At 45.1% G+C, this 14702-nt stretch carries 13 protein-coding genes; 4 read left to right on the top strand and 9 right to left on the bottom strand.

Features of this window, described 5'->3' with window-relative positions:
* Window positions 1-5: 5 nt before the first annotated feature.
* Both QE417_RS15750 and QE417_RS15745 read right to left on the bottom strand, forming a co-directional pair.
* Window positions 6-1025 carry a family 43 glycosylhydrolase gene (locus QE417_RS15750; RefSeq protein WP_311951421.1) on the bottom strand — a complete coding sequence of 340 codons (1020 nt, stop codon included), beginning with the start codon at window positions 1023-1025 and terminating at the stop codon, window positions 6-8.
* A 261-nt stretch (window positions 1026-1286) separates the two neighbouring features.
* On the bottom strand, window positions 1287-2222 hold the full coding sequence (locus tag QE417_RS15745; protein ID WP_311951420.1) for a glycoside hydrolase family 43 protein: 936 nt from the start codon (window positions 2220-2222) through the stop codon (window positions 1287-1289).
* Between the two features lie 349 nt (window positions 2223-2571).
* On the opposite strand from QE417_RS15745, the gene QE417_RS15740 reads away from it, so the two are divergent.
* Window positions 2572-3912 (top strand): glycoside hydrolase family 88/105 protein, encoded by a 1341-nt coding sequence (locus tag QE417_RS15740; RefSeq protein WP_311951419.1) that lies wholly within the window; start codon window positions 2572-2574, stop codon window positions 3910-3912.
* 409 nt (window positions 3913-4321) lie between these two features.
* Here QE417_RS15740 and QE417_RS15735 read toward each other — a convergent pair whose 3' ends face one another.
* From QE417_RS15735 to QE417_RS15725, 3 genes are all read right to left on the bottom strand, one after another.
* Window positions 4322-4960, bottom strand: coding sequence for a hypothetical protein (locus tag QE417_RS15735; protein WP_311951418.1), 639 nt, complete (start codon window positions 4958-4960; stop codon window positions 4322-4324).
* A gap of 108 nt (window positions 4961-5068) precedes the next feature.
* Window positions 5069-5347: a NifU family protein gene (locus QE417_RS15730; RefSeq protein ID WP_311951417.1), complete on the bottom strand. Its 279-nt coding sequence runs from the start codon at window positions 5345-5347 to the stop codon at window positions 5069-5071.
* Between the two features lie 37 nt (window positions 5348-5384).
* Window positions 5385-6473: an Mrp/NBP35 family ATP-binding protein gene (locus QE417_RS15725; protein WP_311951416.1), complete on the bottom strand. Its 1089-nt coding sequence runs from the start codon at window positions 6471-6473 to the stop codon at window positions 5385-5387.
* Between the two features lie 118 nt (window positions 6474-6591).
* Here QE417_RS15725 and QE417_RS15720 point away from each other — a divergent pair, with 118 nt between their 5' ends.
* Window positions 6592-8787, top strand: a complete 2196-nt coding sequence (locus tag QE417_RS15720; RefSeq protein WP_311951415.1) for a transglycosylase domain-containing protein — start codon at window positions 6592-6594, stop codon at window positions 8785-8787.
* A gap of 166 nt (window positions 8788-8953) precedes the next feature.
* Here QE417_RS15720 and QE417_RS15715 read toward each other — a convergent pair whose 3' ends face one another.
* Complete coding sequence (locus tag QE417_RS15715) at window positions 8954-9949, bottom strand: hypothetical protein (RefSeq protein ID WP_311951414.1); 996 nt, start codon at window positions 9947-9949, stop codon at window positions 8954-8956.
* A 78-nt stretch (window positions 9950-10027) separates the two neighbouring features.
* On the opposite strand from QE417_RS15715, the gene QE417_RS15710 reads away from it, so the two are divergent.
* Window positions 10028-11047, top strand: a complete 1020-nt coding sequence (locus QE417_RS15710; RefSeq protein ID WP_311951413.1) for a dipeptide epimerase — start codon at window positions 10028-10030, stop codon at window positions 11045-11047.
* A gap of 40 nt (window positions 11048-11087) precedes the next feature.
* A complete protein-coding gene (locus tag QE417_RS15705; RefSeq protein ID WP_311951412.1) occupies window positions 11088-11234 on the top strand; it encodes a hypothetical protein in 147 nt (48 codons plus the stop codon).
* A 333-nt stretch (window positions 11235-11567) separates the two neighbouring features.
* Here the strand turns inward: QE417_RS15705 and def are convergent, their stop codons facing one another.
* The 3 genes from def to QE417_RS15690 form a co-directional block, all read right to left on the bottom strand.
* On the bottom strand, window positions 11568-12140 hold the full coding sequence (gene def, locus QE417_RS15700) for a peptide deformylase (RefSeq protein WP_311954675.1): 573 nt from the start codon (window positions 12138-12140) through the stop codon (window positions 11568-11570).
* Between the two features lie 183 nt (window positions 12141-12323).
* Window positions 12324-12749 (bottom strand): hypothetical protein, encoded by a 426-nt coding sequence (locus tag QE417_RS15695; RefSeq protein ID WP_311951411.1) that lies wholly within the window; start codon window positions 12747-12749, stop codon window positions 12324-12326.
* 167 nt (window positions 12750-12916) lie between these two features.
* A complete protein-coding gene (locus tag QE417_RS15690) occupies window positions 12917-14692 on the bottom strand; it encodes a RagB/SusD family nutrient uptake outer membrane protein (protein ID WP_311951410.1) in 1776 nt (591 codons plus the stop codon).
* Window positions 14693-14702: the final 10 nt, after the last annotated feature.

The following is a 14702-nucleotide window of genomic DNA, read 5'->3' as shown; positions in this document are numbered from 1 at the left end:
TGTTATTAGTTAGCTTTGAGATTAACGTAAGTTGGCGCATTCCTGTCGCAGGATATAACGCCGTTTTCCTCTTTTAATTCGGCAACCTGTATGGAACTTCGCTGACGCTGATACTGGCTTGATGCCGGCGGCGTAGTACGGCCGGGATGCGTAAAGTAATAGATATATGCTCTGTTGTTGTTTACCACCACATCGGCATGGCCGCCTATAACACCATCATCGGGGCCGGTGCCGGGCGTTTGCAATATCTGGCCGGGTTGGCGGGTCCAGTTTTGCATATCGACTGAGCTGTAAACGGCCAGGCCTTTCCATACATCGGTTATCATCCAGTATTTGCCTTTCCATTTAAAAACTTTTGGGCCTTCGCCGCCCTGGTCGGCTATGGCTTTTTTGCCGTCGGTCCAATTATAAAGGTCTTTGCTATCGGCGTAGTAAACTGATTTTCGGTCTCTTTCGTTATTGTACCACATGCGCCAGCTGCCATCGGGCATGGGCATTACACAGGCATCAATTACCTTATCATTAGCCAGTTTCAGGGTCGATTCGTACTTCCAGCTGAGCAGGTTTTTGCTGGTGAGGTGCAGTATGTTACGCGGGTGGTTCCAATCGCTAAACACACCCGGAACATAGGTTAAGTACATATGGTACAAACCCTTGTGCTCAATAATTTCGGGTGCCCAATGAGTGTAGCCCGCTGTGGGGCGGTACTGAATATCGGCCGTATCGCGGTATTTCCACGTAGCGCCATCTTTTGATTCGGCTATGCCTATGCGGGTGCCGTGCACCCACTCCACGCCGCTAATAGTAGTGTCTTTTGCCCGGCGATTGGTGTAAAACATAAACCATTTCTTCTCTCCCTTATTCCATATCACTACCGGGTCGGCAGCGCCGTCGTAGACCGGGTCGCGGAAGGCGGGCTTGGGTGCTAATTTGCCTTGCTTGTTATTTTGCGCTACTAAATTGTCACAAAGCAGCATTGCCAAAAGCAGGATTGAAAGTATCTTGAATATCTTTGTCTGTTCCATTTTTTTGCAGTTAAAAACCACGAAATTGCCTGGTTTTGCCCGGTGTTTCATAAAGTGTTTCATGAAACATATTGACCCGTCCTGAATTAGGTTTACAGTTGGGGTTGTTAGTACTGGCGTGAATTTACACTTCTCACGAGCACCACAAACCTGTCATTTCGAGGTACGAGAAATCTTTTCAAGTCGATAAGCCTATCAATCAGAAAAGATTTCTCACTATCGTTCGAAATGACAGGGTGGGTATTTATTGTGGATATACCATTACTTCACCGCCTTCAACCTCTCCAACTCGGCAGTAGTAACCTTAAATATAGTACCATGACGAATCCCCGACGGCAGCTGAATCTGGTCGGATATATCGGTCCAGGTTTTAAGGTCGCTTGATGATACTGCGCCGTACTTGTGGTTGCGGTACTTGTCAAAGTACACAATCCATTCTTTGCCTTTTTGCAGGGCAGTTGGTCCTTCGGCCCAGTAGTCGCCGGTTATTTTGCCACCGTCTTGTTTGTAGGGGCCGGTCAGTTTATCGGCATAGGCTATCTTAATGTTTTTTTGAACCGGTTTCAGGGTTTCGTCCTTAAAAAACATGAGGTACTTTTTGCCGTAAGGCAGTATGGTAGCATCAATAATGTTAAAGCCCGGTTCGTACAGCAGTTTTACATCGCTGTAAGTTTTAAAATCTTTAGTAAGGGTGTAGTAAATGCGGTGATTGTAGCCGGCCTCGGCAGTACTATCGGGTGCCGGGAAACGGCCTTTAATGGTGGTTGCCCAATAAATCATGTACTGTTTGCTTTTGGCATCGTACGTAATTTCGGGCGCCCATGAGTTGCGCGCGCCTTCTTCTTTAGCCATTACGGGCACAAATTGCTGTTCGCTCCAGGTAATAAGGTCTTTTGAACTCGCGTAACCAATGCCTTTGTCGGCCCAGCTTACGGTCCAAACCATGTGAAACAAGCCATCGGCACCACGAATGATACATGGGTCGCGCATGAGGCGGTCTTTGGCTACGGCGGGTCTTAAAAATGAGCTGTCGTTTTTGAGGGCTTGCCATTTAAGGCCGTCGGTGCTGTACGCTAAATGCAGGCCATCGGCGCTGTTGCCTTTAAAATAACAAAACACATATGCGCCGTTATCGGTAGTTTGTGCCCGCGTTATGCCCGAAAGCAGCAGGATTAAGAAGAGGTATAAACTTCTCATGTAGGGTTGATTAATTGGTATGTTTCAAAGTTAATGAGATTGTGCAATCCTGAAATAGTTTAACCGTCCTATACTGTCGGTTTTTGGGTAGATAGTTTGTGTTATTTTGTTTTTATTTGTGTAGGAGTGCATTGTCAGGAAAGCTTTTAAAAGAAAGCGCAACGGACTTGTGCGGTTCCCCTTTGGAGAGGGGTGGAGGGGTGTGTATTTTCGAAGATACAAAGTTTGCAAATTACACACCCCTGCTAACGCTCAGTCTTGCCCGCCCCCTCTCAAGAGGGGAATTTTAAAAAGCACGATCTCTTATTGCATTTTCCTCAAACCAATTATTCAACACAACCAACCTAATATGAAAGCCACTAAAGCCTCGCTGCTGCTTTGCTGCGGACTAATAACCTGCAACCTTGCCTTTGGCCAAAAGGTAAACGACGTGGTAACGCCTTTACATGCCATGAAGGTAAACTATCCTACCCCGTACGATATTACCACCCCGGCCCAGGTAAAGCAAACACTCGACCGTGTGCTCGAATACCTCGACAAAACCACGCCGCCGCAGTTTGTTAAACGCGGCACCAACCAGCCTGTTGCTTTAAATGCTATTGATACCTCAACCACATTTAAACCCGGCGATTTCAGGCTAACCAGCTACGAATGGGGCGTAACCTACGCCGGTATGTTACTGGCCGGACAAGCCACCGGCGACAACCGCTATACCGAATACACCAAAACCCGCCTCAACTTTTTGGCAGATGCCGTTGCCGCATATAAAAAAACAGGCAAAGAGGTTGCCCGCCGTAACCCGCTGCACTCTATGATGGAACCCGGCGCGCTTGATGATTGCGGCGCTTTATGCGCAGCCTCGGTAAAAACTATTCGTGCCGGAGGTGCATCAGCCAGCTTGCGCCCACTGGCCGATGGCTTTATCAACTTTGTAACCACTAAACAACAACGCTTTGCCGATGGCACTTTAGCCCGCAACCGTCCGCTTAAAAACACGTTGTGGCTGGATGATATGTTTATGAGCGTGCCCGCCATAGCCCAGTTTGGTAAGCTAACCGGCGATAATAAGTATTATGATGATGCGGTAAAACAGGTACTGCAATTCAGCAAGCGCATGTTTAACAACGAAAAAAATGTTTACATGCATGGCTGGGTTGAGGAAATGGACGTGCATCCGCAATTTCATTGGGGACGCGCCAACGGCTGGGCTTTAATGGCCATGACCGAATTGTTAGATGTGCTGCCCGAAACCCACCCCGGCCGTAAAGCCGTATTGGAGCAATACCAAAAATTAGCCAAAGGCTTGGTAGCTTATCAAACCAGCCTGGGTTTTTGGCACCAGTTGGTAGACCGTAACGACAGCTACCTCGAAACATCGGCCACGGCTATTTATGCTTATTGCTTTGCCCGCGGCATTAACAACGGCTGGCTAAACGGCAAAGCCTTTGGCCCTGCCACCCTATTGGCCTGGAACGCCACCGCTACCAAAGTAAACGCACAAGGCCAGGTGGAGGGTGTTTGCGTGGGCACCGGCATGGCCTTCGACCCTGCTTTTTACTATTACCGCCCCGTTAATGTATTTGCCGCCCACGGCTACGGCCCGGTTTTATTGGCCGGTGCCGAAGTAATTAACTTGCTGAAGAAACACACGTTTGAAGTGAATGACAGTGCGGTAATGATGAAGAATTAATTATTATTAATCAACCTCTTGTCATTTCGACGTTAGGAGAAATCTTTTCGAAGTGCCCTACCCATCGCGTCGTTATAGAAAGCGTTGGCTGTCGAAGCAATCTTTGGGTTTCCAAACATGAGTTATTATTCTGTAAACCCTGATTCACGAAAATTGCAGTTTGCGTTAGCGATAGTAGCGGAAAGCCCGGAACGCAGCATAGCGAAGTGAGGAATTGTAGCGGATAGCGCAGTCAGCCTGAGGCGGAAACGCCCAAGTATTAGTCATTGAGTTGAATGATGACTTATTAATTTCTTAAAACGAAGAAGCATTCACCTCAAAGAGGAAACCCTATATGCGCGACAAGATTGCAAAGCGCCTAAGATTATCGTTTGAAATGACAAAAAAAGTATATAGAGGGAAAGCCTGATTAATTGCTACGGCTCTTATCGCCCGCCGAGATAGACTTGATTAAGCTACCCCAGGCCAGTGGGTTTAGCAGCGGGTTGGGCATTAACGAGTGCGAGTTAAGGATGCGGTTGTGCATATCAGACGCCACGGCCGATTGTATTTCGCTGGCATCGCGCGGTAGCTCGGTGTATGATACGCCGGTTAGCCCTTTGCTCAGGTTTTTGCGCGCCAGCTCCAGGTCGTCGTCGGCCAGCTTCATGGTTAAAAAATCTTTTTTAAACTCATCGGTAGTGGCCCATGGCAGCATATGAAAAGCCGGGAGCACAATAACCTCTGGTTTCATTAACACCTTAACCGTGTAGCTTTTGCTTTCGAGGTTAGCAGGTATAACCATATCAACCGGGGCATAACCTACGGCAGTAAAGCGCAGGGTATCGTTTTCGCGAGTTACAAATGAAAAATAGCCTTTATAGTTAGCCACCACTACCGAACCTTTATTAGTAAGATTGGTAATGGTTACGTACGGAATAATGATGCGGGTACTATCGGCATTATAAGTTATACCGGTAAACTGCACAAGTGGCTTATCGCCTTTTTGAGCAAAGGCGGCCGCTGCGGTAAGCAGGCATACTAATAAAGCTAAAAAGCACTTTTTCATGTATATATAAAAACCCAACAATTTATACGTCGCCGGGTTTATAATAGTTTTTTATGCAAAAATATAATTTCGGTTGTAATGCTTCTCAGCATTTAACACTTATTAACACTAACGCATATTTGCGGGCATTACCGCGTTAGGATCATCTATATCTGTAAGGTTTATAGCTTCAACACCGGTAATTTCGGGCACGGCTTTCATAATAGCCTGCTCAATGCCTGCCTTCAGTGTCATAATGCTCATGGGGCATGAACCACATGAACCCAACAACTTCAGCTTAACCACTTTTTCAGGAGTTATCTCTTCCACCGAAACATTGCCACCATCAGCTTCAAGATAAGGGCGGATGGTATCAAGTGCTGTTTCTACCTGTTCAACTAAACTCATGTTTATAATTTTATTCTGAATGTAAAGATATTAATTTTTAACGATTTATCACATCGGTATAGTGTGCCGCCTTAGCGTTATTAATGGATATTTGCTGGGCAACCCGCTCGGCAATATTCTTAAATGCAGTGCCCATAATGCCATCATCGGTTAGTACTACCGGTTTGCCGGCATCGCCGCTTTCGCTCACACTGCGCACTAAAGGCAATTCGCCTAAAAACGGCGCACCTATCATTTCGGCCAGTTTAGCGCCACCACCCTTGCCAAAAATATAGTATTTATTTTCGGGCAGTTCGGCAGGTGTAAAGTATGACATGTTCTCGATCACACCCAGTATAGGCACGTTTATAGATTCCATCATGAGCATACCCACACCTTTCTTGGCATCGGCCAGAGCCACGTTTTGCGGCGTGGTTACTATAACGGCACCGGTAATAGGGAAGCTTTGCGTAACCGTAATATGTATATCGCCGGTACCCGGAGGAAGATCTACCACGAGGTAATCCAGTTCGCCCCAGTCGGCATCGTTAAATAACTGCTTAACCGCGGTTGAAACCATTGGTCCGCGCCACGGCACGGGCTGGTTAGGGTCGGTAAAGAAACCGATTGATAACAGCTTGATGCCATATTTCTCTATGGGTTCGATGCGGGTCTTGCCGTTCTCCTGCGTGGCTTTAGGGCGTGCACCCTCTAACCCAAACATAATAGGCACCGATGGGCCGTAAATATCGGCATCAATTAAACCCACTTTTGCACCGGTAGCTGCCAAGCCTAAAGCCAGATTAGCCGCCACGGTTGATTTACCCACACCACCTTTGCCCGATGCCACCGCAATAATATTTTTAACGCCCGGTACCCCGGTATTTTTTAACGTAGTAACCCGCGAGGTCATGTTTACGGTAACCTCAACCTCGGGACTGATGAAATGCTTGATGGCATTGCGGCAGGCATTTTCAATCAGATCCTTTAAAGGGCAGGCTGGCGTAGTTAATACTACCGAAAACACGAGCTTGTTTCCATCTATGTTAATGTCCTGAATCATGTTCAGCGTAACCAGGTCTTTCTTCAGATCCGGCTCTTCAACATGGCTAAGGGCTTGTAATACTTGTTCTTTGGTAAGTTGCATATTTATAATATGGTACAAAAATACTAAAACAGGGGCGGTTTGCTTTTGTTAGAGAAATAATTGTGGTTCTAAAATCGTTTTATAGCCGATAAGATTTAGTTTTGGAAAAATTTACCTGATGCATCGCCCTGACTTTAGAAAATATCTTCGTATAGCCGGAATTGTAGCCGGTGCACTTTTCATCATACTTATAGTTGGCGGCTTTATAGCATATTCCAAGCGCGAAGCCTTGCTTGAAAAAGCCATTTACAAAGCTAAGGCTAAAGCTAAGCGCGATTATAATTTAGATGTAAAAATAGGCACTGCCCGTTTTACCGGCCTCAGCACCGTAGCCTTTACCAATATAACCGTAGTGCCCGAGCAGCGCGACAGCCTGGTACGCATTAATAATTTTGCCGTAAGCGTGAAGCTGATGCCGCTTATTGCCGGAAAAATCAAACTGGCCGATGTAAGCCTTAAAGACGGTTATTTGAACTTGACCGACAAAAAAGGGCAGCGCAATTTTGATTTCCTGTTCCACCGCAAAAAAGACTCGACCAATACCAAATCCTCATCGGGGCTTAACGAACTGGTGGATAACCTCATTAACCAGGTACTCTACAAAATACCCGAAAACCTCGACCTGCAAAACTTCAGAATGAGCTTTGAGGACGACAGCACGCATATTAAGTTGCTGGCTAAATCGGCCAAAATTGACGATGGCGATCTGATGTCGACCATTGACGTGAACGACCATGAATCTACCTGGCACTTTGCCGGCAAGCTGCACCCCGGCGATAAGGAGATCGACGTTAAGCTTTATGCCGACGGCAAAAAAGTAGAATTTCCGCTGCTGGAAAAAAAGTTCAACCTTAAATTTAATTTTGATACCCTTACCACCCGTTTAAACAAAGTGGAAGCGGGCGATGAACAAACCGAGGTTTATACTTACCTGGCCGTAAAAAACATGCTGGTAAACCATCCGGCACTGTCAGATACCGATGTGGTGGTACCTGATGGCTCTATAGATGCCAATATTTTTGTGGGCGACAGGTATATTTCGTTAGACAGCTCATCGGTGGTACACATTAAAAAACTTAACCTGCACCCTTACATTAAGTACCAGATACGCCCGGTTAAAGCCTACACGGTAAAAATGCACACCGATTGGCAGGATGCTCAGGACTTTTTCGACTCGTTCCCTAAAGGCTTGTTTGAATCGTTAGATGGTATACAGGTTGCCGGGCAGTTGAAATATAATGTACACCTGTATTTAAACACCTCTGACCCTGATAATACGCAATTTGAATCGGGACTGGCTAAAAAAGATTTCAGGATACTGAAGTTTGGCAAGGTTGACCTGGGTAGATTGAACCGTGAATTTGTATACACACCGTACGAAAAGGGTAAGCCCATGCCTCCACGCAATATTTCGCCGGCTAACCCTAATTACACGTCGTTAAACCAAGTATCGCCTAATCTACGCAATGCACTCATGACGGCCGAAGATCCGTCGTTTTACAGCAACAAAGGCTTTGTACAGGAATCGTTACGCAAATCAATAGCCGAAGATTTTAAAGAGAAACGCTTTAAACGCGGTGGAAGTACCATATCCATGCAATTGGTTAAAAATGCTTTTCTGAGCAGGCAAAAAACGCTTACGCGCAAATTTGAGGAGATACTCATCGTATGGCTTATTGTTAACGGCGATGTAATGACCAAAAACCGTATGCTGGAAGTATATCTCAACATTATTGAGTGGGGGCGCAATATTTACGGTATAGGCGAGGCATCGCGCTACTATTTTGGCAAACACCCGAGTGAACTTAATTTAGGCGAGAGTATTTACCTGGCCAGCATTGTGCCGAGCCCTAAAAAGGGCCTATACGCCTTTGAACCCGATGGAACCTTACGGTACAGGCTGCATGGTTATTTCAGGCTCATTGGTAACTTAATGGCCAAACGTGGCTGGACACAGCCCGACAGCAGTGCCTACGGATTTTATAATGTACGCTTACGCGAAGGCTTGCGCCAAAAAATTGCGCCAATTGATACCGCTGTTGTAGATAGCTTATTAAGGCAAGACCCCGATGATCCGGATGGTGATGGGATGATTATTCCGGGTGTGGTTGAAGAAGGGAAAGAAGAAGATAAAAAACCGGGTTTCTTTCAGCGCTTGTTTGGCGGCGGTAAAAAAGATAGCACCGACAAAAAGAAAGAAGCCATACAAGACTCGATAGACGCCGCCAAGAAACGCGAAAAAGACGCGAAGCGAGAGCAGAAACGATTAGAAAAAGAGCGTAAAAAGCAGCTAAGGGAGAGAGGCTTGATGTAATGATATACCGTAGAGACACCATACTTTGTGTCTCTTTTTGTTTAAAGTATAAAATAATATGTTATTGCGATCCGCCTTAGGCGGAGTGGCAATCTCCTCTTGTAAAGTCGTCAGCTTTTCTGCCGGAGATTGCTTCGTACCTCGCAATGACAAGGTATTTTTGTTTTTACAACAACTTCTCTGACGGGCAAGCCTCCGCACCTATCTTATACCCGTCTTTAGTAAACAAAAAACTCATGGGGTGTTCCGGGTCTTTGATAATTTCGAGGAGGATAAAGCCCCAGCGTTTCCAGAAGTTTTCGAGCACCTGGCCGTAAGTTTTATTTTGCCATTCGTCAAACACCGGGCGGCCGCTGGTGCCGCGCAGGGCGTTGGCTTCAATGTATATTTCATCGCCAACGGGCATAATATCATACTCGGGCAAACGGTTAAATAAAAAAGCCGAATAAAATACTTTCGCGTTAATTTCTTCAAACTGAATGGGGTGCAGCGTATCGTTGCCTAATTTTTCAAACAGTTCCTGGTGGTAGCGGCGGTTAGCGCCGTTATCCTGCAAACAAATGATCAATCCAAAATCCTGAATACGTAACGAGAACGTGAGGGTGTTAATTTCGTCGCGGTACGCAAACTCGTTTTCGGGGTTATCAACCTTAAACAAAAACAGGCTGTATGGCGTAAACTCGTCAAATATGATGGGCTGGTTAAGGCTTTGCAGCATTAAATGCAGGTGGCTAAACTTATGCTGTAAACCCTCCGAAACGTTGAACGCTTCGCCCTGCGCATGCTGCTGTTTAATACCGGCCTGCAGCTCATTAAATATTATACCATACAATAACTTACCCGCCCACTGAAACAGTTTAAGCGGTTCTAACTCCTTTACGACATCGTAGCCCTGGGTAAAGGCAGCCTCAATTTCAGTTTCGAGCGGCGCTATGTATTGCTCATTAACTGCTGCAGTGCATGGAACTTTCAAATCTTTATAACCCACATAGCTTTCGTCTAACAGCTTAATTACCTTGTCTTCTAAACCATAACGGCTCATAAGCCAGGCCGGGAAAACCTGAATCTTTTCCTCTTCGGATGTTAGGGTTTGCCCGGTTAAAAAACAGTTACGATTGCTGAAATTAAAGCGCTCGAACGGGTTATACAAAATTGCCGACATGCCGCAAAGATAAATACCTTGCCCAAACCCACCGTTTTATTATATGGATGAATTGTAAAATGATTAGTTTAGGCTTACATGAAACTCACTTACGCTCCTTTCGAACTGATCCTGAAACACCGCTTTACCATTGCTAAGTTTTCACGCACTTCTACGCCGCTTATGCTGGTACAAATTGAGCACGAAGGACAAAAGGGCTATGGCGAAGCATCGATGGTTCCGTATTTGGGCGAGAGTACACAAACAGCAACGGAGTTCCTGCAAAAAGTTGAGGTAAACAGGTTTAGCTTTCCGTTTAACTATGGGGAGATTATGGCTTACCTGGATAGCCTTGCCTCTGGTAATCCTGCTGTCAAAGCCGCTATTGATATTGCCCTGCACGATTTAGAAGGCAAACTAATGCATAAGCCCTGCTGGCAGCTCCTTGGCAGCCAACCAGGCCATATGCCCCTTACCAGTATTACCCTTGGTATTGATACCCCCGAAGTGGTAATACAAAAAGCCAAGGAAGCTGCCGGCATGAAAGTTATTAAAGTAAAGCTAAGCGGAGAGGCCGATAAAATGTTGATTGAAACTGTACGCTCAGTAACTAATGTGCCGCTGTATGTAGATGCCAACCAGGGCTGGACCGGCCTCGAAAAAAGTCTTGATATGGTATACTGGCTGCATGAACAGGGCGTGCAATTGATTGAGCAGCCATTTGCCAAAACCGATTCAGATAGCAATGCCTGGTTAACGCAACGCAGCCCCATCCCTATTATTGGCGATGAAGCGGTGCAGCGCCTGCCTGATGTGGAACGGGCCAAAGGCATATATCATGGCATTAATTTAAAGCTCATGAAATCGGCCGGAATGTATGAGGCTAAACTGATGATAGATAAAGCACGCGAGCTGGATTTAAAAGTGCTGATAGGCTGCATGAGCGAAACCAGTTGCGCAACCCTTGCCGCCGCCGCCCTTGCCCCGCAATGCAACTGGGCCGACCTTGACGGGCCTTTGCTCACCAGTAACAACCCGTACGCAACGCCATTAATACAAAACGGTAAATGGGTTTTAACCAATGAACCCGGCTTAGGCTTACAACCATCGGTTGCTTAATTAATTTTCGTAAATTGCCTATTACCAAATACACTGCCTTATGCACAATGGAATTACTATAAAAAGAGTGATAGCAGCCATACTCATAGTGCTGCTGATTGTAATAATTAAAAACTGGAAAGATGTAAAGCAGGGTTTTGTGGAAGGTGTTAAAGATGGGCAGGCACAGTCTGCGAAAAGTGAATGATCAATCGCTTAATTTTAAGTGTTAATTTGAGACAGAGTTAGGCTTTTTGTGCTTCAAATTCTATAACCCGTGTCATTGCGAGAAGCGGGTGAGGAGGTGTGTGATGGGGCGACGTGGCAATCTCCTCGCGTTTCAACTTTGCATGAAGATATTGCCACGCTATCGCTCGCAATGACAACACTTTATAAATTTTTCTACTTATATCTGCTATACAAAATTCAGAGATTGCGTCACACACATCTTATCCTCTCTGCCTCGCAGTAATAACGTATTTATTATCACAAAAAAAAGACACGATAATCGTGTCTTTGGGTATAATACTTTATATGTGAATTATCTGCCTTTTTTGGCAGCAGGGAATTTCATTTTATAATCAACCTTAACAACACCTTTTGATATATCATTGAGGCGTTTTTCTAACAGGCGTTTACGCAGCGGGCTCAACTTGTCGGTAAACAATTTGCCTTCAATATGATCGTACTCGTGTTGAATGATACGTGCAGCCATGCCTTTAAAGGTTTCTTCGTGCGGTTTCATGTCTTCATCATAGTAGCTCATGCGCACTTCTGGCTGGCGATATACATCTTCGCGCACATCAGGTATGCTCAGGCAGCCTTCATTAAAAGGCCACTCCTCTCCTGTTTCTTCCAGTATTTGCGGGTTAATAAATGCTTTTTTGAAATCTTTCAGTTCGGGCTCTTCATCATCAAACGGGGTGGCATCAATTACAAATAAACGTTTTGACAGGCCAACCTGCGGAGCGGCTAACCCAACACCACGGGCGTTATACATGGTTTCGTACATATCGGCAACCAATTGCTTTAATCCCGCAATTTCTTTGGGAGCAAAATCGGTGGCTTTTTTTCTTAAAACAGGGTCGCCGTAAGCTACAATGGGCAATTTCATAGCTACAAAATTACGCATTTTATAATTTGTACCGAAAACATGCATTTACAATATGATTAAACCATGGCATTAAGCCATATTATTATACTAAAAAATCGTGCCTGCAACTTCAATCAAACTCATATTTACAGAAAAGCTGCACATTGTTGAGTAGCTTTTCTGTATACACCTTAACAGGTGTAATTATCTTTGAACAAGGATAGAGTAGCTCTCATAAGTATTATCAGAGTAATCAACCAAAAATTCGTACTGGGTGCGGTAAAACAACGATTCGGTAAATACAGCGTTTAACCACACAGTGCCGCTGGTACCTTCGTTATAAAAATCATAGGTGTATCCTCCGGTTGGCAATTCGTGGTTCGAGTCGTTAAGAATGTTTACGGCAATGCGGGTAATGGTAACTCCCGGCGGCAAGGGATTGGTAAAGATATCAACCGATGCTCCCATATCAACCACCAAATCGCCGGCCGAATTAAGGTAGGACGAAAAATTAGGCTGTACACGATGATACCCGTTTGTTGTCCACTGGCTTGTGGTTGTTGTTTGCGCAAAACTTACTGCACACGCAAACAACACCATTAAAAATGATAGCACTAAAAACTTTTTCATAACTAATATAGGTTTATAATTGATCGCCTACTCTGTTTAAGATTTTCGGCTTCCTCTGCGTTGGTTAAACACAAAAATCAATTGCTTAAAATGAGATAGGGGTAAAATGAAAAAGAGAGATAAAAAAAACAGGCAGTTTCTATTTTGAGAAACTGCCTGTTTTAGTCTTATAAATTAAACGGCAAATAAGCTCCGTTTGTGCTCATGATCTTGGCACGGGCAGTTGATGCCGAAGCGTTGCCTTCGCTTACTAATTTATTGTACACTTTGTCGGCCAAAAAGCTCATATCATTACGGCGTAACGATATGCGCAACAGATCGCCCCAACGGTAGCCTTCAAAAGCAAGTTCGGCGGCATCTTCATCAACAATAGCGTTTTCCATACCAGTTACATCATTATTTTGGAACAAAGTAGCCGGCAGGTTAGGCATATTAGCGCGGGTACGGGTACCAATTTGACGGTACCATGGGCTACGATAGTAAGGTACCTGTCCTTCGCGGGCATCCATATCATATGGGGCTGGCGCCATTGTTTGCATAATGTTAGTAACATCTGAAGGTACGGTGCCTGTACCCGGAAACACGCCATTGTAAACTCCTTTTACGCCCACATTAGTTAAAGCATAAGCTACTTTAACCTGGTTATCACGGCAGGCGGCCTCGGCAAAGCGCAGGTTTAAGGCACTTCCACGGTATAGCAGCCAGCGGCCTTGCCTTTGCAACACGTTTGTGGGTATTAGCGTACTTTCATTTAAATAATAATATAACGGCTTTGCAATTACCGGCTGTCCATTTATAGTTCTGACCGAAATTTTTGCACGAGCATCGCCAACAAAACCATTGGCCTGTGTTTGTGTAGCCCAGGTATTTAAGGCAAGTTTTGATGAGGTTAGCAAATAGCGCCCGCCCTGATTCGAAAACAAATCGATAAACGGATTAACCGGTGCAAAATTACGGTCAAAAGGTATGGTCCATATCCACTCCGACCCTGTATCGGTACCTTGTACAGGATTACCAAATATTGCCCGCCAGCCACTTTTATTGGTATTATCGTCTAAAAATGAGCTTTCGTCGCCAGCACGGTTATAAGTAATAAGGAATACACCCCAGTTAGCCTTGTACTGCCAATAGCCGGCATCACCTGCACCTGCAATATTCCGATAACCAGTGTCAGAAACGTAACGGTATAGCGTTGCTGCAGCATTATAATTTCCTTTCCACAGGTATAAATCGGCCAGTAAGCATCGTTTGTTTACAAAAAACAGGTTGGTAGGGTACCCATCAACTGTGGTATTCAAAGAAGTACTGGTTGATCCTGTGATATTAGTGCTTGAATAGTCTTGCAAGCTACGGCTTACCATTGAAGCAATGAGTTTATCCAGCAGATCATTAAAGCTGATCTTAGGGAACTTGTTGGCATCCTTTAATGCATCAACTGTTTCCAGCGGATCGGTCACGTAAGGTACGCTGCCCCAGTGCATACCCAGTTGCAGGTATAAAAAGCAACGCATAGCATTTACATCGGCATAACGTTCATTGTAATCAGCCTGGGTTAATTTGGATGATGCCAGCATGATGTCGAAATTCTTCAAGGCATCATTACAGTTTAAAATGATCTTATAGAATGGCTTAGGGTCGGCCCAAGGGTTGTCAGGCGTTACGCTAAACGTGTTTAACTGCCTCAAATACTGATCGGCATTTGCGGTTGGGCTCATCAAATCGGCACGTAGCTCGTTAAGCACAATGTAACGGTCGGCAATGCCCTGCAACTGGCCGTATATACCAATTACGGCTGCATTGGCATCGTAAATGGTTTGATAATGATTGGCAATATCAACCTGATCTTCGGGCTTAACGTCCATGAGCTTTTGGCACGAGAAAGAGGACATTAATGCGCCCGCCAGTAAAACCTTATATAAAAATTTGTATGAATTTCTTTTCATAATATGATTA

This window comes from Mucilaginibacter terrae (assembly GCF_031951985.1).
GTDB lineage: Bacteria > Bacteroidota > Bacteroidia > Sphingobacteriales > Sphingobacteriaceae > Mucilaginibacter > Mucilaginibacter terrae_A.
This window is presented reverse-complemented; position numbering and strand designations above follow the sequence as displayed.

What these genes read in the sequence shown, in the direction of transcription:
- def (WP_311954675.1), bottom strand. Translation starts at nt 12,140, where the DNA reads ATGAAATTGCCCATTGTAGCTTACGGCGACCCTGTTTTAAGAAAAAAA.
- QE417_RS15715 (WP_311951414.1), bottom strand. Translation starts at nt 9,949, where the DNA reads ATGTCGGCAATTTTGTATAACCCGTTCGAGCGCTTTAATTTCAGCAAT.
- QE417_RS15750 (WP_311951421.1), bottom strand. Translation starts at nt 1,025, where the DNA reads ATGGAACAGACAAAGATATTCAAGATACTTTCAATCCTGCTTTTGGCA.
- QE417_RS15695 (WP_311951411.1), bottom strand. Translation starts at nt 12,749, where the DNA reads ATGAAAAAGTTTTTAGTGCTATCATTTTTAATGGTGTTGTTTGCGTGT.
- QE417_RS15735 (WP_311951418.1), bottom strand. Translation starts at nt 4,960, where the DNA reads ATGAAAAAGTGCTTTTTAGCTTTATTAGTATGCCTGCTTACCGCAGCG.
- QE417_RS15725 (WP_311951416.1), bottom strand. Translation starts at nt 6,473, where the DNA reads ATGCAACTTACCAAAGAACAAGTATTACAAGCCCTTAGCCATGTTGAA.
- QE417_RS15720 (WP_311951415.1), top strand. Translation starts at nt 6,592, where the DNA reads ATGCATCGCCCTGACTTTAGAAAATATCTTCGTATAGCCGGAATTGTA.
- QE417_RS15740 (WP_311951419.1), top strand. Translation starts at nt 2,572, where the DNA reads ATGAAAGCCACTAAAGCCTCGCTGCTGCTTTGCTGCGGACTAATAACC.
- QE417_RS15705 (WP_311951412.1), top strand. Translation starts at nt 11,088, where the DNA reads ATGCACAATGGAATTACTATAAAAAGAGTGATAGCAGCCATACTCATA.
- QE417_RS15745 (WP_311951420.1), bottom strand. Translation starts at nt 2,222, where the DNA reads ATGAGAAGTTTATACCTCTTCTTAATCCTGCTGCTTTCGGGCATAACG.
- QE417_RS15710 (WP_311951413.1), top strand. Translation starts at nt 10,028, where the DNA reads ATGAAACTCACTTACGCTCCTTTCGAACTGATCCTGAAACACCGCTTT.
- QE417_RS15690 (WP_311951410.1), bottom strand. Translation starts at nt 14,692, where the DNA reads ATGAAAAGAAATTCATACAAATTTTTATATAAGGTTTTACTGGCGGGC.
- QE417_RS15730 (WP_311951417.1), bottom strand. Translation starts at nt 5,347, where the DNA reads ATGAGTTTAGTTGAACAGGTAGAAACAGCACTTGATACCATCCGCCCT.